The 17,502-nt window shown below is 54.8% G+C and carries 17 protein-coding genes; 13 read left to right on the forward strand and 4 right to left on the reverse strand.

All coding sequences use genetic code 11. The annotated features are described in order from the left end of the window. Nucleotides 1–98: 98 nt before the first annotated feature. On the reverse strand, nt 99–1,550 hold the full coding sequence (locus LN341_RS01145) for a dihydrolipoyl dehydrogenase (RefSeq protein ID WP_234203877.1): 1,452 nt from the start codon (nt 1,548–1,550) through the stop codon (nt 99–101). A 73-nt stretch (nt 1,551–1,623) separates the two neighbouring features. Continuing rightward, on the reverse strand, nt 1,624–2,352 hold the full coding sequence (locus tag LN341_RS01150) for a glutathione peroxidase (RefSeq protein WP_046220336.1): 729 nt from the start codon (nt 2,350–2,352) through the stop codon (nt 1,624–1,626). 161 nt (nt 2,353–2,513) lie between these two features. Between LN341_RS01150 and oxyR the strand changes: the two genes are divergently transcribed. Next, on the forward strand, nt 2,514–3,413 hold the full coding sequence (gene oxyR, locus LN341_RS01155) for a DNA-binding transcriptional regulator OxyR (RefSeq protein WP_046220335.1): 900 nt from the start codon (nt 2,514–2,516) through the stop codon (nt 3,411–3,413). 69 nt (nt 3,414–3,482) lie between these two features. Here oxyR and LN341_RS01160 read toward each other — a convergent pair whose 3' ends face one another. Beyond that, nucleotides 3,483–6,032, reverse strand: coding sequence for a penicillin-binding protein 1A (locus LN341_RS01160; RefSeq protein WP_046220334.1), 2,550 nt, complete (start codon nt 6,030–6,032; stop codon nt 3,483–3,485). Nucleotides 6,033–6,175: 143 nt separating this feature from the next. Here LN341_RS01160 and pilM point away from each other — a divergent pair, with 143 nt between their 5' ends. The 9 genes from pilM to dam all read left to right on the forward strand — a co-directional run bounded on the left by pilM (nt 6,176) and on the right by dam (nt 14,604). Continuing rightward, nucleotides 6,176–7,126, forward strand: coding sequence for a type IV pilus biogenesis protein PilM (gene pilM, locus LN341_RS01165; RefSeq protein ID WP_234203878.1), 951 nt, complete (start codon nt 6,176–6,178; stop codon nt 7,124–7,126). Then, nucleotides 7,120–7,704 carry a PilN domain-containing protein gene (locus LN341_RS01170; RefSeq protein ID WP_234203879.1) on the forward strand — a complete coding sequence of 195 codons (585 nt, stop codon included), beginning with the start codon at nt 7,120–7,122 and terminating at the stop codon, nt 7,702–7,704. The genes pilM and LN341_RS01170 overlap by 7 nt, the downstream gene beginning before the upstream one ends. Continuing rightward, nucleotides 7,697–8,317, forward strand: a complete 621-nt coding sequence (locus LN341_RS01175; RefSeq protein WP_234203880.1) for a type 4a pilus biogenesis protein PilO — start codon at nt 7,697–7,699, stop codon at nt 8,315–8,317. The genes LN341_RS01170 and LN341_RS01175 overlap by 8 nt, the downstream gene beginning before the upstream one ends. After that, entirely contained in the window at nt 8,317–8,772 is a 456-nt protein-coding gene (locus tag LN341_RS01180; protein ID WP_234203881.1) for a hypothetical protein, read from the forward strand. Before LN341_RS01175 ends, LN341_RS01180 begins: the two co-directional genes overlap by 1 nt. 78 nt (nt 8,773–8,850) lie before the next feature. Beyond that, entirely contained in the window at nt 8,851–10,185 is a 1,335-nt protein-coding gene (locus LN341_RS01185; RefSeq protein ID WP_234203882.1) for a type IV pilus secretin PilQ, read from the forward strand. A gap of 206 nt (nt 10,186–10,391) precedes the next feature. Next, nucleotides 10,392–10,910, forward strand: a complete 519-nt coding sequence (aroK, locus tag LN341_RS01190) for a shikimate kinase AroK (protein WP_027250635.1) — start codon at nt 10,392–10,394, stop codon at nt 10,908–10,910. 20 nt (nt 10,911–10,930) lie between these two features. Beyond that, nucleotides 10,931–12,004: a 3-dehydroquinate synthase gene (gene aroB, locus LN341_RS01195; RefSeq protein WP_234203883.1), complete on the forward strand. Its 1,074-nt coding sequence runs from the start codon at nt 10,931–10,933 to the stop codon at nt 12,002–12,004. A 14-nt stretch (nt 12,005–12,018) separates the two neighbouring features. Continuing rightward, on the forward strand, nt 12,019–13,650 hold the full coding sequence (locus LN341_RS01200) for an SPOR domain-containing protein (RefSeq protein ID WP_234203884.1): 1,632 nt from the start codon (nt 12,019–12,021) through the stop codon (nt 13,648–13,650). Between the two features lie 126 nt (nt 13,651–13,776). Then, nucleotides 13,777–14,604 carry an adenine-specific DNA-methyltransferase gene (gene dam, locus LN341_RS01205; RefSeq protein ID WP_046220328.1) on the forward strand — a complete coding sequence of 276 codons (828 nt, stop codon included), beginning with the start codon at nt 13,777–13,779 and terminating at the stop codon, nt 14,602–14,604. Here dam and LN341_RS01210 read toward each other — a convergent pair. Beyond that, on the reverse strand, nt 14,582–14,779 hold the full coding sequence (locus tag LN341_RS01210; RefSeq protein WP_046220327.1) for a DUF2970 domain-containing protein: 198 nt from the start codon (nt 14,777–14,779) through the stop codon (nt 14,582–14,584). The genes dam and LN341_RS01210 overlap by 23 nt on opposite strands. 172 nt (nt 14,780–14,951) lie before the next feature. On the opposite strand from LN341_RS01210, the gene rpe reads away from it, so the two are divergent. The 3 genes from rpe (at nt 14,952) to trpS (ending at nt 17,417) form a co-directional block, all read left to right on the forward strand. Then, entirely contained in the window at nt 14,952–15,629 is a 678-nt protein-coding gene (gene rpe, locus LN341_RS01215) for a ribulose-phosphate 3-epimerase (protein WP_046220326.1), read from the forward strand. Then, nucleotides 15,626–16,309, forward strand: a complete 684-nt coding sequence (locus tag LN341_RS01220) for a phosphoglycolate phosphatase (RefSeq protein ID WP_046220325.1) — start codon at nt 15,626–15,628, stop codon at nt 16,307–16,309. Before rpe ends, LN341_RS01220 begins: the two co-directional genes overlap by 4 nt. A 103-nt stretch (nt 16,310–16,412) precedes the next feature. Next, complete coding sequence (gene trpS / locus LN341_RS01225; RefSeq protein WP_234203885.1) at nt 16,413–17,417, forward strand: tryptophan--tRNA ligase; 1,005 nt, start codon at nt 16,413–16,415, stop codon at nt 17,415–17,417. Nucleotides 17,418–17,502 lie beyond the last annotated feature (85 nt).

Consider the following 17,502-nt stretch of genomic DNA (forward strand, 5'->3'; position numbering starts at 1 on the left):
TAATAAAAAAGCGCCGGTGATCCGGCGCTTTTTTGTCCCCTTCAAAACCACCGCCTATGGGCGGTAGTGATTGTTTCCCCGTCAGTGTCGGGGCTGAATCAACAGCCGGGGCCGCAGTCCATGCAGTGCTTGATCATTTCCGGCCCCAGATGCAGTTTGGCGTTGAGATCGCGCAGTGCGGTACGGACACCTTCCTCGATCACCGGATGGTAAAAGGGCATGTCCAGCATTTGCGCCACTGTCATCTTGCTCTGGTGTGCCCAGGCCAGTAAATGCGCCAGATGTTCAGCATTCGGCCCCATCATCTCGGCACCCAGAAAACGACCTGTGCCATGTTCGCCGTACAGGTTCAGTATGCCCTTATTGCGCAGCATCACCCGCGAGCGGCCTTGATTCTCGAACGAGACAGTCCCGACTTCAAAGCAGCCGCAGTTGCCCAGCCGCTGGGTAATCTCGCGACGACTTTCCCCGATCATGGCAATTTGTGGCTCGGTGAATACCACGGAAATTTTCGAGCGACGCAGTCCGGCACGAATATCCGGGAAGCGGCCGGCATTGTCTCCGGCGATCCGGCCCTGATCAGCGGCTTCGTGTAGCAAAGGCAACTGATTGCTGGCATCACCGGCAATGAAAATTGACGCCACCGAGGTTTGCAGGGTGAAATGATCAGCGACCGGCACGCCGCGCTCATCCAGTTCCACATCAGTGTTTTCAAGCGCCAGCTTGTCTGTATTCGGCCGGCGACCGGTCGCAGCCAGCACATAGTCAAACGTCTGAGTTTCCAGCTCGCCTGATTTGTTAATGAACTGAATCTCAACCCTGTCGCCGATGCGTTTCATGCTTTCGACTTTGACATCGGCATTCAGGTACAGCTCGTCATTGAAGGCGGTGTTGGCATATGCCATGACTTCATCGTCGGTCAGCGGGCCGACCTGGCCGCCGAGACCGAAGATTTTGACCTCAACTCCGAGGCGATGCAGTGCCTGACCCAGCTCCAGCCCGATCACACCCGGACCGAATACTGCTACCGAGGCCGGCAGATCATCCCAGTCGAAGACATCATCGTTGATCACCAGGCGATCCCCCAGCTCATGCCATGCGCCCGGATAGGCCGGACGGGAGCCGGTGGCAATCACAATCCGCTGGGCTTCAATGCGGGTGTGATCATCGACCTCGAGTGTGGTGTTATTGATAAACCGGGCATAGCCGCTGATTTTGTCTGCCGCCGGAATCTCATCGACGCTCTCCAGCACGAAGCCAACGAAGCGGTCACGCTCACGCTTGACCCGGTCCATGACTTCACGGCCGTTGATCTGAATCTCGCCCTGCGGATGCACACCAAAGGCGGGAGCTTTTTCAATGTTGTGGACGCTTTCAGCCGCAGCAATCAGCAATTTTGAGGGCATGCAGCCCACGCGGGCACAGGTGGTGCCGTAAGGGCCACCTTCGATCATGACCACGCTGTCAGTGTGCGCTTTGGCGGCGCGGTAAGCACCCAGGCCAGCCGTACCACCACCAATGACGGCCACATCTACGGTTAAGGTTTTCATCTTTTCTCTCCAACGACATTCAGTTCAACGGTGTGCAATCTGGCAGGGCGTTCGCCCTGCCTTGGTGCGTGGGTTAGCCCAGGTAGGCTTCCAGCTCTTCGCTGCCGCCGATGTGCTTGCCACCAATAAAGACCTGAGGCACAGTGCTGCGACCAGAGACAGCGCGCAGGCTGACTGTGGTGGCATCTTTACCCAGGATTACCTCTTCAAACTGAAGCCCTTTGTCGATCAGGTTCTGTTTCGCCTTGGCACAGAACGGGCAGCCCGGTTTCGTGAAAATGGTAACCGACTCCTGCAGTTTATGGTCAGGGGCGATATAGTTCAGCATAGTATCAGCGTCAGAAACGTTGAACGGGTCGCCCGGTTCGTCGTTCTCGATAAACATTTTTGTGACCACGCCGTTTTTCACCAGCATGCTGTAGCGCCATGAACGGTCGCCGAAGCCCAGGTCGTTTTTCTGTACCAGCATGCCCATACCTTTGGTGAACTCGCCGTTACCGTCCGGGATGAAAGTAATGTTTTCCGCGTCCTGATCGGCTTTCCAGGCATTCATGACAAAGGTGTCGTTGACCGAGACACACAGGATGTCATCCACGCCATGCGCAGCAAAGACAGAAGCCAGCTCGTTGTAACGTGGCAGGTGGCTGGACGAGCAGGTTGGCGTGAACGCGCCCGGCAGGCTGAATACCACCACGGTTTTGTTGCTGAACAGCTCATCGGTGGTAACGTCAACCCACTGATCACCCTGACGGGTACGGAAAGTCACCTGTGGAATCGCTTGGCCTTCTTTTGATGTAAACATATTGTTCTCCTGCTGGATGTTTTGATTTCAATATTTTGTGGAACATTTTTGTCTTGTTCCTGTTGATGGGGCTAGTATGCGAAATTTGGATTGATAGCTCTAATCGTTTGCTGTTATCTTATTAATCGTTAATTTCTATTAAATGAAATGGGAACCGATTGATGAATATCCGAGATCTCGAATATCTGGTGGCACTGTCTGAGCACCGACATTTTCGTAAAGCGGCAGAGGCGTGCTTTGTCAGTCAGCCGACCCTGAGCGGGCAGATCCGTAAGCTGGAAACTGAGTTAGGGGTGTCTTTGCTCGAGCGCACCAGCCGCAAGGTGCTGTTTACCGATGTCGGGCTCAGTCTGGTGACTCAGGCGAGAAAGGTGCTGCACGAGGTCAAGGTGCTGGCAGAAATGGCCAGCCAGCAAGGGGAAAGCATGGCCGGCCCGCTGCATGTCGGTTTTATTCCCACAGTCGGCCCCTACTTATTGCCCCTGATTATCCCGGCGTTGAAAGCGGCTTTTCCTCAGTTAGAGTTGTACCTGCATGAAGCGCAGACTCAGGTGCTGGTGCAGCAGCTGGAAGAAGGTAAACTGGATTGCATTATTCTGGCCGCAGTCAAAGAAAGTGAGCATTTCAAAGAGCTGTCGCTTTACCATGAACCTATGGTGTTGGCGGTGCCAGAGGGACATCCCTGGGCGGATAAAAGTGAGCTGTCCATGCAGGAATTGAATGGCCATACCCTGCTGATGCTGGGGGATGGGCACTGCCTGCGCGATCAGGCAATGGGGTTTTGTTTTGCTGCCGGCGCGAAAGAGGACGGCAGTTTCAAGGCAACCAGTCTGGAAACCCTGCGCAATATGGTGGCGGCCGGCAGTGGGATGACCTTGCTGCCGAAACTGGCGACACCGCATGCGGCAAAACGGGATGGTGTATGTTATCTGAAAGCCTGCGATCCTGAACCGAGCCGTTTGATTACGCTGGCCTATCGTCCAGGCTCACCGCTTAAAGGGCGTTATGAGCAGTTGGCCGAGCAAATCCGGCGCACGATCAGTCTGCATCTGGACAGCTAAAATGAAACAAGCGCGCCTGAAGGCGCGCTTGTTATTCCTGACTCACAACCTGTTGTTCAGGGCGAGCGATCAGAACAGCTCGTCTGAACTGTCGGATTCAAAGAGGCCGCCGTCGCTGCCCCCTTCACCGACATACTCTTTCGGTTCCGTCCCCTGAATGAAGTACTCGAACATTGAGGTAAAATCATTCTTCTTGGTCAGCTTGCCGGTGTCGCGGTCGATACGCACCTGAACAATGTTGGGCGGCAATTGCTTGCGTTGTTCAGGCACATCCTGCAGCGCTTGTTCCATGAAGCCAATCCAGGCCGGTTGAGCCGTTTTGGCACCGGCTTCGGCGCCAGCCGTCTGATCATTATCAATGTTCGGGTTGGTGCTGGTGCGGCCCAGTTCACGGCTGTGATCGTCAAAGCCAACCCAGGCCGTAGCGACAATCCCCGGCCCGAAACCTGTATACCAGGCATCTTTGGAATCGTTGGTGGTCCCGGTTTTACCGCCGATATCACGGCGTTTCAGGACCTGCCCGCGCCAGCCCGTGCCGTTCCAGCCACTGCCGTGGCGCCAGTCACCGCCGCCCCAGATGTTGCTTTCCAGCATTTCACGCACCAGAAAAGCGTTCTGCTCGGTCACCACTTGCGGTGCAATGCGAAGCGGCTGTTGATCGGCTGCCGTGGCACTGCCCGTCGGGCCCAGTTCTTCTTCGCTGATGGCGATGTCATGCATGACTGCGCGGCTGGCCACTACAGAGTTACCTGCCAGTTGCTCTTTGCGCTGGCAATCATCATTACAGACCACATTCGGATGCGCCTGATAGACCAGATTACCGTAGGCATCTTCCACGCGTTCAATGAAATAGGGCTCAACAAAGTAGCCGCCATTGGCAAAGACAGAGAAGCCCTGAACCATTTCCAGCGGGGTCAGGCTGCCAGCCCCCAGCGCAATGGCTTCGGCCCGGGGAATGTCTTCTCGTTTGAAACCAAAGCGGGTCAGGTAGCCGATGGTGTCGTCCAGCCCGACATCCTGCAACACGCGGACTGCCATCACATTTTTCGATTGTGCCAGGCCGATACGCAAGCGGGTCGGGCCGTTGTAGGTCGGCGGTGAGTTTTTCGGGCGCCAGGCGGTGCCCATGCTCTTGTCCCAGCTGTTCACCGGTGCATCGTTGATCAGAGTTGCCAGTGTCATCCCGGAGTTCAGGCCGGCTGAATAGATGAATGGCTTGATGCTGGAACCAACCTGACGGATGGACTGAGTGGCACGGTTGAATTTGCTGTGGACGAAGTTAAATCCGCCCACCATGGCCTGTACGGCACCATTGTATGGCGAAATGGCGACAAAGGCGGTGTTGGCATCGGGCACCTGGCTCAGTACCCAGCTTTCACCTTTTTGCTGGACCCAGATTTGCTGGCCAGGCGCCAGGATCTCAGGCGCTGACTTCGGTGCCGGGCCCTGGCTGGAGTCGGTAATGAAGCGGCGTGCCCATTTCATGCCATCCCAGTCGAGACGCTGATGCTGGCCGCTACGCAGGACGACTTCCGCGCTTTTCTGGTCAACCTTGATCACCACGGCAGGCTCCAGCTCACCGTAGCTTGGTTGTTTGGCCAGATGATCCAGGATCATCTGCTCATCCCATACCGCCTGTTCCGGCATCCACAGGGTGGCCACCGCACCCCGGAAACCGTGGCGCTGGTCATAATCCATCAGGTTTTGTATGGCGGCCTGTTGTGCTGCCCGCTGCAATTTGGGGTTAACCGTGGTGAACACTTTCATCCCGGATGTGTAAGCATCTTCACCATAGCGGTCCAGCATCCAGGCTCTGGCCCGTTCGGCAAAGTAAGGCGCATTGAGCGCAATCTCCGCACCGTGATAGCGGGCAACGATAGGTTCTGCTTTGGCCTGTTCGAATTCAGTGCGGGTGATGTAGCCCTCATCCAGCATCCGGCTCAAGACCACATTGCGGCGTGTGGTTGCCCGATCCAGCGAGTAAATCGGGTTCATGGTCGACGGCGCTTTCGGCAGGCCGCCAATGATCGCAATTTCACTCAGCGTCAGCTGGCTGACATCTTTACCAAAATAGACCTGTGCAGCCGCTCCGACACCGTATGCCCGGTAACCGAGGTAAATTTTGTTCAGGTACAGTTCCAGAATTTCATCTTTGCTCAGCAGTTGTTCAATGTGAACAGCGATGAAAATTTCTTTGATTTTACGCATGATTTTTTTCTCATTGCTGAGGAAAAAATTACGCGCGAGCTGCTGGGTAATGGTACTGGCGCCCTGTTTGGCGGTTCCTGAGGTTGCCACCACAAAGGCAGCACGGGCGATGCCGATCGGGTCAATACCCGGGTGGTCATAATAGCGGCTGTCTTCGGTCGCGATCACCGCGTTGATCATCTGCTGAGGAATTTGATCCAGTGTCAGTGGGATACGGCGCTTCTCACCAAACTGGGAAATCAGTTCGCCGTCAGCACTGTACACCTGCATAGGTGTCTGTAACTCAACGTTTTTCAGCGTTGCGACATCAGGGAGATCCGGTTTCAGATAGAGGTAGAAACCAAAAATCGTGCTGACTCCAAGAATGATGCAAATGATTGCAAAAATAAATAATCGCTTTATGAACTTCACTTGAGAATTCCCGTTACACCTTCGTTTGGCCATCCGCGCTATTTCAGTCAGTAGTATAAAGATAACTCAAATAAATTTAACGCCGTCAGAGGTGTTTATTCGAATAATTTTGCCTTGTTTTTACCAGGGGAGCATACCACGCCATGTTGCACAAGCCAGTCTGGACCGGGATAGATATCGGTCACCATAGTGTAAAGGCGGTCGTGCTTAAGCAAAATAAAGGGCGGCTGGCGTTATTAGATTACGCTGAAGTCGCTTTGTCTCCTGCAGAACATGCCGGGGCGTCCCCTGGCGGCGGGTCTTACCAGAATAGCCTGTCTGAACCTATCTTGTTGTCAGCCTTGCGTAAAATACGGATGCTGCTTCCAAAGCGCGCGGTCCGTACTGTGTTGTCACTGCCCGACAGTGAGGTAGTGCAGCAGGTGCTGACGCTGGAACCACGCTGGGGACAGGATATCGGAACCGAACTGGCAAAGATACTGGCGGGTACGCTGTCGATGGCACCGGAGGCGTTGAGCCTGGATTATTCCCCTTCACTGGTTTCCGAACAGGGTGCGGCAGAGGACAGGCTGCGTTTTCAGGTTGTTGCGGCCAAAACCACTGTGGTTGAAGCGAGAGCCCGGAGTGTGCGTGAGGCTGGTTTTGAGCCTGTGATCATGGAATTGCAGGCGCGTGCACTCTTGTGGCTGCTGGAATACTGTCACCGGCAGGCAATAACGGCAATGGGAGCGAATCCGGCACTAGTCTGTCTGGGCCCTGAGGATACTGATCTGGCCGCCGGTTTTTCACATAACCTGCCGCTGCACCGCACCTTTGAGCAGAATGGCGATTGCCAGATGCCACCACCGGCGCTGATCCGGCAACTGCAACATTATCAAGTACTTTCTCCGCTCACCGGCTTGTGGCTGACCGGCCGCCCTGTGTCTGATGCGGATCTGATTTTATGGCAGCAAGCGTGCGGCTTGCCGGTTGCTTATTTGACACCGGAGCTGTTATTTCCAACGCTGTCGCGCACCACGACCGTGGCCGTGCCGGCGGATACGGCCTGGGCCAGAGCGGCGGCGCTGGCGGTCAGAGGGGGACTCTCATGCTGATCCCCGTCAATCTCTTGCCCTGGCGTCAAGCACAGCTGATCGCGCATCGCCGCCGGTTCTGGTACTGCATGGGGACGACGTTTGTCATGGCCGTGTTGATTGCAGGGAGTTTGCGGCTCTATTACGGGGAGCGGGCAGCACGCCAGCACATCAAAAATGAACGTATTCAACAGCAAATCCTTGCGCTGGCGCCTGATCTGGCCAGGCTGGCGAATGATCAGGGGCAGCATCAGATGTACCAGTCCCGGCTGACGGAGATCAGCCGCTGGCATTCTGCGCGTTTTCCCCTGATCCATGTGCTCAATCATTTACCTGAACTATTGCCGCAGTCCGCCGGGCTGGAGCGGCTGACGCTGCAAGACAATACGCTGGTACTAACCGGTCAGACCCGGCAACTGGCTGCTTTGCCTGATTTTCTGGACAGAATTGAGCGTCAGGAATGGGTCAGTCAGAGTCAACTGCATTCTGTTCAGCGCGGGAACCAGACGGAGCCGGCTGTTCAGCGTGGTGAGGCGATGCAGGGTTTTTCCGTCACTATGGCATTAGCGTCAGCGCTGACGAAGGCAACTGATGACTGACTGGCGGGATCTGACACTGGAATCGATGCCCGAATGGCCACTTCGTTATCAGCTGGTTGCCTGTCTGGTGCTGCTGGTGATGCTGAATCTTGTGGTGTGGCAAGGCAGTATTACCGGTGTGATCCGGCAATATCATGGGCTGCAAGCCCAAGCTCGGACATTGCAGACGCAGTATGATCAGCAGCGAAGTCAGGCCGATTTATTGCCTGACTGGTCGGAACGCGCCGCGAAAATGCAGGCCGGTTACCGGCTGCAGCTGGCCCGGTTGCCTGCCCAGTCCGACTGGCCGCAAGTCCTGGCAGACATTGAAACCCTCAGTGTGGAGACCGGTGTCGTTCTGCACGCGCTCAGGTGGGGGAACAGTGAAAACCACGACTGGTACAGTGTGCAGCCATTGCACTTTGAATGGCAGGGTAGCTATGCCTCATCAGGGGCATTATTAGCCAGGCTGGCATCTATGCACTGGTTGCTGGTGGTGAATGAACTGACGATGGAGCCGCTTGAAAGGCGTTCGGATGTGTTGCAGATCACCGGCAGTGCACGCTTGTATCAGATATCCCAAGTCCTCGCTGGGGCGGTTCCGACGGATGATAAAAAACAGGAGAAGCGCTGATGGCTCTCTTTTTACTCCGTCGCTTTGTTCTCCCCATCCTCAGGTATGTTTTGCTGTCGGTTGCCTGGCCTGTGGCTGGAGACGGCCTGCCAGATGCGCCCGAGTTTAACGCCAGCGCGTCTGGTTCTCCGTTTCACCGCTTTGATGTGATTGAGGCAGAGCCAGTCGCTTGTCAGGCCTCAGTCACAGACATGCTGGTGAAGGGGCTGATGATGAAGGGCAGCGTCAGGGACACGCACGGATGGACGGCGCTGCTGAGCGGGGAGGATGGCCGGTTATTCAAGGTCAGGCCCGAGCAGGTGATCGGGCCGAAAATCCGGGTGCTCAGCGTGAATGCCGGGCAAACCGAGTTAATGTTGGAGACAGGCAGTGTGCCCGGCTGTCCTGGGGTCACGCCTTACACGCTTTATTTGTCACGGAAGCCTCACATCCGGTTTGATATTCAGACCGGGTAGCCAGCGAATTCAATAGTTAATCGTCCCTGCACACACAGTCTGACGCCGGTCTGAACAGGATGATTCAGGAAAGAAAACATGCATACTTTTTACGCCCTGTTCAGGCTGGCAGCCTGCATGATCTCTGTACTTGCTACTGCCGTTGTGATGGCAGAGTCTGAGGCTGTATCTCCAGTGAATGGAGAGCGATTGTCGCTTAATTTTCAGGATGTCCCGGTGCGACAGCTATTGCAGGTGATGGCCGATCACCAGCAGCATAATCTGGTGGTTGCGGACGAGGTACAGGGCAACATTACCCTCAACCTTAAGGATGTGCTCTGGTCTCAGGCGCTCGATATTATTCTCCAGATGAAAGGACTGACCTATCAACGCCACGGCAATATTATGGTGGTGGCGCCAAAAATGGCGATGGCCGCTCAGGCGTCACAGGTTGTCCGGCAACCTTTGCACGGTGGTGAACTGAAAACCGAAGTGATTCTAATCCGTTACGCCAAAGCCACAGATTTAGCCGACATGCTGGCAGGCAAGCCCGGCCAGTCGGGTTTGCTGACGGAATATGGCGCTTTGCATGTGGATGACAGAACAAACGCTCTGGTGGTTAAGGAAGTGGCAGACAGCATGGATAGTTTACTGGCTATCATTCGCGCGCTGGATAAACCGGTCAAGCAGGTACAGATCGAAGCGCGTATTGTCAGCATGAATGAAAAGGATATCACGGATCTTGGCGTACGCTGGGGAATGTTAGACACCCATGGCAGTGTGACGCTCGGGGGTTCCATTGAGGGGAATCTGTCCGCGCTGGGGGCCGATAGTCTTGAGCCGGATGTCAGCGATTATCTCAATGTGAACCTCGGCGCTCAGGCGGGCGCGGCCAGAATCGCTTTTCAGGTAGCCAGGTGGGGAGATCAGTTGCTGGATCTGGAATTGTCGGCCCTGCAGGCCGAGGAGAAAGCAGAAATCATTTCCAGTCCCCGGCTGGTCACGACAAACAAGAAAATGGCCTATATTGAGCAGGGGACAGAGATCCCCTATCTCGAAGCTTCGTCCAGTGGCGCAGTGTCTGTTTCTTTTAAGAAAGCTGTGCTGAGCCTGATGGTGACGCCGCAGATCACTCCGGATGACAAACTGGTGCTGGACCTTGAGGTCACGCAGAACAAGCCTGGCGAGACGGTCATGACAGGCACAGGGGAAGCGGTGGCCATTGATACCCAGCGGATTGGCACTCAGGTACTGGTGGACAATGGCGAGACCATCGTGCTGGGCGGTATTTTCCAGCACCAGTTCAGTCAGGCGGTGCGCAAAGTCCCGCTGCTGGGAGATATTCCCTTACTGGGCAGCTTGTTCAGGCAGGAACTCGAGCGGGATACCCGACGCGAATTATTAATTTTCGTGACCCCGAAAATCCTCCGATAGTGAGGCCGGGCGCAGGCGCAGGGCGGTTTATTTTGCTGAGATGAGGCGCTTGACTGAGACTGGCTATTGCCAAACAGCAGTGAGTCCTGAGATAATTTTCGGTCTTATCACGAATGAAATGTGAGGAAGTTGGCGCCTCAGGCTTGCAAATCAATGGCCTGTGGGCGGTTTTGTCTATTTTTTAATCGCGCGTATATTTGCTAAACATGGCTGAAAAACGAAATATTTTCTTGGTAGGACCAATGGGAGCCGGTAAGAGCACCATTGGCAGACACCTTGCACAGCAGTTACATATGGAGTTTCTTGACTCAGATACTGTGATCGAAGAGCGTACCGGCGCCGACATCAGCTGGGTCTTCGACGTAGAAGGCGAGGAAGGCTTCCGTGCCCGTGAAGAAGCGGTCATCGACGATCTGACCCAGGAGCAAGGCATCGTCCTGGCGACCGGGGGAGGCTCGGTGAAAAGCAAAGAGAGCCGAAACCGTCTGTCAGCTCGTGGTATCGTGGTTTATCTGGAAACCACCATTGAGAAACAGCTGGCACGTACTCAGCGTGACAAGAAGCGCCCTCTGCTGCAAACCGATAAACCTCGTGAAGTGCTTGAAGCGCTTGCAGAAGAGCGTAATCCATTGTATGAAGAAGTAGCGGATTACACAGTACGTACCGACGACCAGAGTGCTAAGGTCGTTGCTAATCAAATTATCAAAATGCTGGAAGAGCGTTAACGACGGAGAAACAACGAGTCATGGAGCGGATTACAGTCAGTCTGGGTGAGAGAAGTTACGATATTTCAATTGGCACCGGGTTACTGTCTGATCCGGATTACTTCACCTCTGTGACTGGTCGACGGGTTGTGATTATCAGTAATGACACTGTCGCCCCTCTTTATGCCGACACCCTGCAGGCCACGCTCAGTTCACTGGCAAAGGACGTGGCCCTGCTCAACCTCCCTGACGGCGAGCAGTACAAAACCCTCGATACTTTTAATCAGATCATGACTTTTCTGCTGGAAGGCAGTTATGGCCGCGACGTGGTGCTGGTAGCACTGGGTGGGGGCGTGATTGGTGATGTCGTGGGTTTTGCCGCTGCTTGTTTCCAGCGCGGGGTCGATTTTATTCAGGTTCCGACCACTCTGCTCGCACAGGTGGACTCATCGGTCGGCGGGAAAACGGCCGTCAATCATCCTTTGGGTAAAAACATGGTTGGGGCCTTTTATCAGCCGCAAGCGGTGGTCATTGACACCGACTGTCTGAAAAGCCTGCCAGCCCGCGAGTTTGCCGCCGGTATGGCTGAGGTCATCAAATACGGCATTATTGTTGATCAGGATTTCTTCACCTGGCTGGAGCAGCATCTGGATCAGCTGCGTGCACTGGATCCCAAAGCCCTGAGCCAGGCGATTGCCCGTTGCTGCCAGATCAAAGCCGATGTGGTGGCCGCAGACGAGAAAGAGTCGGGTGTGCGCGCGCTGCTGAACCTAGGTCACACTTTTGGTCATGCGATTGAAGCTGAGATGGGTTATGGTAATTGGCTTCACGGTGAAGCTGTTGCTGCCGGGACAGTACAAGCGGCGCAAACGGCTTGTCTGTTAGGCTTAATGACATCAGCGGAAGCGGAACAAATTCGTTCATTGCTGGTGCAGGCCGATTTGCCGGTTGTTGCACCGGAAACGATGAACTTTGACCATTATATCAAGCACATGATGCGGGATAAGAAAGTGTTATCAGGTAAGCTCAGACTGGTACTACCGACTGGAATTGGTCGTGCTGAGGTCGTTTCTGATGTACCGAATGATATCCTGCGTCAGGTGATAGAACCCTGATGTTGTAATCATTCATGACGATAGCCGCTTCTCTGACGTCTCTGGATCTGGACAGCCAGATCCAACTGCTTTCCCGGGTACAGTTCCTGACCCGATTCAGCTCCCATTTGATCCAAATCAGCGGCGAAGCCGGGGCCGGTAAATCCTGGCTGGCGCAACGGTATCTTGAGCAATGGGCCGACTCGGACGGTATTCATCAGACCCGACAGGCCTTGCTGATGTGCCACCCGGCACAGAATGACAGCCAGCACAGAACCATATTGCTCAATCAGCTCATTCCAGGTGCCGTGTTTAACGAGAGTGATCCCTTGCATCAGAGTATCGAGCGTTTGCTGACGGGGAAACCGGTCGAGTTACTGCTGGTGATCGACGATGCACACTTGCTCAGTCCGGCACTGATCGGTGAGTTGTGGGCGCTGGTGGTAAAAGCGCAAGAATCAGATGACTGGCAGGTGAATGTACTACTCTTTAGTCAGACTGGCCGGTTAACCAAAGCGTTACACCAGGTCTCTCATGGCCAGGGGCAGGTGCCGCTGGAGCTGGAAATTCCCTTACTGCCTGAACAGGAAGTACAGGCGTTTCTGGAATTGGTGCTGGCGACTCACTCACTGGATGCCAACCAGCGACGCGCCCTGAAAGCGCAGGCGGCTGAGGTGGCACCAACGCCAGGCGCCTTATCGGCACTCAATCACACGGAGGTGGCGAATATGGACAATACAAACGCCAGAGCGCTTTCCCCGGCGGCCCTGTTACTCTTGCTGCTGGTTATTGTAGGGGCCGGCCTTGTTTTCTGGTACTTCCCGGATCAGAGCGCACCAACTCAGGCGGAGACGGCAACGCTCGGCCCGGAGACGACCGCTGCCGATGAAATACTGGCGCAATCTGATGATGGCCTGGTGGCTTCGCCGGATGCGAAGACTGAACCGCTATCTTCAGGCGACCCAGCCGATGGGCTCACCGTCAATACGAATAACCAAAGCGCAGAAACGCCATCGTCTGCAACGGCAGAAACCCGTCCGGAAGTCCTGCCCGAGCCGGTTAAGATCGAAGGATTGACCGTCGGCCGCAGTAATCCCGCAGGCCAGCGCGTGGTCCTGCCTTCGGATGTGGTGGATGCCATGATCACCGAGCAGGAAACCGGTGGCTCAGGCGAGTTGGCAGTGGCTGCCCAGGATGCGCTCAGTCAGGCGGCTACCCCTCCTGTGGCTGAGGGTGAAGCAACCGGTATCCCCGGCGCGGCTTCGGCGCCCGAACAAACGCAAAGTGCTGAACCTGTCGGCACAGCCCCGGCAGAAGCGGCTCCAACAGCACCGCAACTGACCGGCCTGCAGGCGGCTATGGCCGCAGATAAAGCAGCACTTAAGTCAGTCAATAGCCGTCATTATGCGCTGCAGCTGGCCGCCATGCATTCGCTGGAAGCCACCCGCAGTTTTCTTGATGAATACGGCATTGAAGAGATCGCCCAGGTGTACCAAACCCAGCGGCAGGGCGTGCGCTGGTATATCGTGGTCACCGGTGATTACAGCAGCGTGGCTGCAGCTCGCCGGGCACAGGCACAGTTACCGGCCAAAGTGCAGTCCGTACAACCCTGGGTGAAATCTTATACGCAGATCCACCGGGAAATCGATCGGGGTCAGTCCCTGTAGAGTGTCAGATTGGCAGTCATTGAATTGTTCGGGATAATTGTCCCCAAGCAGTATGGGTCAGGTGAGAAATAGGTTACAATCCGCCACCTTTGAAAAGACAGTCGTTATGGGTGGTAGGTTAACCAAATGAAAAAGCAGCGTGCCTTTCTGAAATGGGCCGGAGGCAAGTTTTCTCTGGTCGAGGACATCAGACGACATCTGCCACCTGCACGAAAATTGGTTGAACCTTTTGTCGGTGCGGGCTCTGTGTTTCTGAACACGGACTACGACGACTATCTGCTGGCTGATATCAATCCGGACTTAATCAACCTGTACAATGTGATTAAGCACGAACCCGAGCGTTACATTGAAGATGCCCGGCAGTATTTCACACCGGAATACAACCAGAAAGGTGCTTATCTGGCTATCCGCGAAGCGTTTAACCAGACGCAGGATACCTATCTGCGTTCTCTGTATTTTCTCTATATGAACCGCCATGGTTTTAACGGTTTGTGCCGTTATAACAAGAAAGGCGGTTTTAACGTGCCGTTTGGATCGTATAAAAAGCCTTATTTTCCTGAAGCAGAAATGTACCACTTTGCAGAAAAGGCCAAGAAAGCGACCTTTATCTGTGAGGGCTACCACCAGACGTTCTCCCGTGCCCGCAAAGGCAGTGTGATTTATTGCGATCCGCCGTATGCACCGCTGTCCACCACGGCCAATTTTACCTCTTATGCCGGCAATGGGTTCAGCTTAGATGATCAGGCGGCGCTGGCTGATGTGGCAGAAAAAGCTGCTGCAGAGCGCCATATTCCGGTACTGATTTCCAATCACGACACCACACTGACCCGCCGCTTGTATCACGGCGCGGACTTGTCTGTGGTGCGGGTCAAACGCACCATCAGCCGAAATGGCGGTGGCCGCAATAAAGTAGACGAACTGCTGGCGCTGTTCAGCCCGCCACAAAACGACTGATAATCACCAGCAGTCCCACAAACAGAAAAATAGCAACCAGTCCTGCCACAATGAAGGGCAGGGCACTCGGCTGGCTGAAATCCTGTTGCCGGCTGTGATCGGACTGCACCCCCAGCAGTGCAGCGCCCACGCTGCGCCACAGATTGGTTTTCTTGGATGCGGGCTTGTGCTTCATGTCCAACTCCTGTCGTCTTCGCTTCCTTATGCTTTAGCTTAGCCTGTAAACCCAGCGAGGGCCGTGGAACAAATCGGTAAGACATCGCAGGGGAGATCGGGTAGAATTTTGCCCATCTAGTGCCCCGTATAGCGATACCGCGCGGGACTCCTTTTAAGTACAGAGGCTGAACATGACGGATTTTCTGATCGCTCCCTCCATTTTGTCTGCCGATTTTGCCCGTCTGGGTGAAGACGTTGAAAAAGTGCTGGCCGCCGGTGCCGATGTGATCCACTTTGATGTAATGGATAACCACTACGTCCCGAACCTCACCTTTGGTGCCCCGATTTGTAAAGCGTTGCGTGACTATGGCATTACCGCGCCGATTGATGTGCATTTGATGGTAAAACCTGTAGATCGCATTATTCCGGATTTTGCCAAGGCCGGCGCAACCATGATCACCATTCATGCCGAAGCGACCGAGCATCTGGACCGAAGCCTGCAACTGATCAAAGACCACGGCTGTCAGGCCGGTGTGGTGTTCAATCCGGGCACGCCGCTGCATTATCTCGATCATGTGATGGACAAGCTGGACATGATTTTGCTGATGTCAGTGAATCCGGGTTTTGGCGGTCAGTCTTTCATTCCGCATACACTGGAAAAACTGCGTCAGGTGCGCGAGCGTATTGAGGCCTCTGGCCGTGATATCCGGCTGGAAATTGACGGCGGGGTGAAAGTGGACAATATCCGCGAAATCGCGCAGGCCGGTGCCGATATGTTTGTCGCCGGCTCGGCGATTTTTGGTCAGCCGGATTATAAGGCCGTGATTGACGAGATGCGGGCAGAGCTGGCAAAGGTGAAGCGTTCATGAAAATAGAAGGCATTCAATTCATTGCGTTCGATTTGGACGGCACCTTGCTCGACAGTGTGCCCGACCTCGCTGACGCTGCCGATAAAACCATGCAGGCACTGGGCTTACCCGGCGTCACCGAAGCGCAAACCCAGACCTGGATAGGGAATGGTGCTGAGACGCTGATTGGCCGCGCCCTGAGTCAGAGCATTGAACTGGACCCGGCGCTGGATCCCGAGCTGCACCAAAGGGCACTGATGATGTTTAACCGCTTTTATCAAGAAGGTGGCCACAAGAAGACAGTGCTGTACCCGGGGGTGACAGAAACGCTGGAAACACTGCATCAGGCAGGGATCCCGATGGCGATTGTCACCAACAAACCCTCACAGTTCGTACCGCATATTCTTGAAGAGTACGGGATCAGTCAGTATTTTACCGATGTGATCGGCGGCGATACCTTCCCGAAGAAAAAGCCGGATCCTTACGCACTGCACTGGTTGATGGAAAAACATTGCCTGAGTTGCAGTGAGATGTTGATGGTCGGCGACTCCCGCAATGATGTTCTGGCGGCTCAGGCAGCCTCATGCTATGTTGTCGGCCTGACTTATGGCTACAACTATGGCCTGCCGATCAGCGACAGCCACCCGGATCGGGTGCTGGATCAGTTCAGCCAGTTGCTGGATGTTGTAGCTATCGCATAATCGCAGAGTTGCTCCGACCGGTTCAGGTTCAGCCGGTCATTTATTGTTTTCAGGCGGCATCGGTGTCGCCGGATATGTTTAGGAAAAACAGGAATATCCCATCATGAGTAAACCCATTGTATTTAGTGGCGTACAGCCTTCCGGTGAGTTAAGTATTGGTAACTACATGGGTGCGCTGCGTCAGTGGGAACAAATGCAGGATGAGTACAACTGCCACTACTGTGTGGTGGACCTGCATGCCATCACGGTCCGTCAGGATCCGGCCGCGCTGCGTGAAGCCACGCTGGATGCGCTGGCGCTGTGTCTGGCGGTGGGCGTCAGCCCGGAAAAGAGTACCCTGTTTGTGCAGTCTCATGCTCCTGAGCATGCACAGCTGGCCTGGGTGCTGAACTGCTACACCCAGATGGGTGAGCTCAACCGCATGACCCAGTTTAAAGACAAATCACAGCGTCATTCGGAAAACATTAATGCCGGTCTGTTTTCTTACCCTGTGCTGATGGCGGCAGATATCCTGCTGTACGGCGCGCATCAGGTACCTGTGGGCAATGACCAGAAGCAGCACCTGGAGCTGGCCCGTGATATCGCGATTCGCTTCAACAACCTGTATGGCGAGACCTTTGTGGTGCCTGAGCCTTACATTCCGCCAGTGGGCGCGCGCGTCATGAGCCTGCAGGATCCGCTGAAGAAGATGTCCAAGTCAGATGACAACCGCAACAATGTGATTGGTCTGCTGGAAGACCCGAAAGCGATCACCAAGAAGATCAAGCGCGCGGTGACCGACTCTGAAGAGCCGCCACGTGTGGTGTTTGATATCGAGAATAAACCTGGGGTGTCGAACCTGATGGGTATCATGTCGGGTGTGACAGGCAAGAGCCTGGCCGATATTGAAGCTGAGTACAGCGATAAGATGTACGGCCATCTGAAGAAAGATACTGCTGAAGCGGTCGTGGCCATGCTGGAGCCGCTACAGGCGCGTTATCACGCATACCGTGAAGATCGCGCTTTCCTGGATCAGGTCATGAAAACCGGTGCCGAGAAAGCCTCTGCGCGTGCTGCCGAGGTGCTGAAGAAGGTCTACCAGGCCGTAGGTTTCGTCGGCCGTCCTTAATCGGAACCCTCATTCAGCGTACAAATGTAAGCAGAAGGCATCACCTTCTGCTTTTTTTGTCCCCGTTTGACGCAAATTCCTCCTG

The organism is Photobacterium sp. TLY01 (assembly GCF_021432065.1).
In the GTDB taxonomy this organism is placed as follows: domain Bacteria; phylum Pseudomonadota; class Gammaproteobacteria; order Enterobacterales; family Vibrionaceae; genus Photobacterium; species Photobacterium halotolerans_A.

Coding starts and splice junctions, on each gene's coding strand:
- LN341_RS01145 (WP_234203877.1), bottom strand. CDS start 1,550: ATGAAAACCTTAACCGTAGATGTGGCCGTCATTGGTGGTGGTACGGCT.
- LN341_RS01150 (WP_046220336.1), bottom strand. CDS start 2,352: ATGTTTACATCAAAAGAAGGCCAAGCGATTCCACAGGTGACTTTCCGT.
- oxyR (WP_046220335.1), top strand. CDS start 2,514: ATGAATATCCGAGATCTCGAATATCTGGTGGCACTGTCTGAGCACCGA.
- pilM (WP_234203878.1), top strand. CDS start 6,176: ATGTTGCACAAGCCAGTCTGGACCGGGATAGATATCGGTCACCATAGT.
- LN341_RS01170 (WP_234203879.1), top strand. CDS start 7,120: ATGCTGATCCCCGTCAATCTCTTGCCCTGGCGTCAAGCACAGCTGATC.
- LN341_RS01175 (WP_234203880.1), top strand. CDS start 7,697: ATGACTGACTGGCGGGATCTGACACTGGAATCGATGCCCGAATGGCCA.
- LN341_RS01180 (WP_234203881.1), top strand. CDS start 8,317: ATGGCTCTCTTTTTACTCCGTCGCTTTGTTCTCCCCATCCTCAGGTAT.
- LN341_RS01185 (WP_234203882.1), top strand. CDS start 8,851: ATGCATACTTTTTACGCCCTGTTCAGGCTGGCAGCCTGCATGATCTCT.
- aroK (WP_027250635.1), top strand. CDS start 10,392: ATGGCTGAAAAACGAAATATTTTCTTGGTAGGACCAATGGGAGCCGGT.
- aroB (WP_234203883.1), top strand. CDS start 10,931: ATGGAGCGGATTACAGTCAGTCTGGGTGAGAGAAGTTACGATATTTCA.
- LN341_RS01200 (WP_234203884.1), top strand. CDS start 12,019: ATGACGATAGCCGCTTCTCTGACGTCTCTGGATCTGGACAGCCAGATC.
- dam (WP_046220328.1), top strand. CDS start 13,777: ATGAAAAAGCAGCGTGCCTTTCTGAAATGGGCCGGAGGCAAGTTTTCT.
- LN341_RS01210 (WP_046220327.1), bottom strand. CDS start 14,779: ATGAAGCACAAGCCCGCATCCAAGAAAACCAATCTGTGGCGCAGCGTG.
- rpe (WP_046220326.1), top strand. CDS start 14,952: ATGACGGATTTTCTGATCGCTCCCTCCATTTTGTCTGCCGATTTTGCC.
- LN341_RS01220 (WP_046220325.1), top strand. CDS start 15,626: ATGAAAATAGAAGGCATTCAATTCATTGCGTTCGATTTGGACGGCACC.
- trpS (WP_234203885.1), top strand. CDS start 16,413: ATGAGTAAACCCATTGTATTTAGTGGCGTACAGCCTTCCGGTGAGTTA.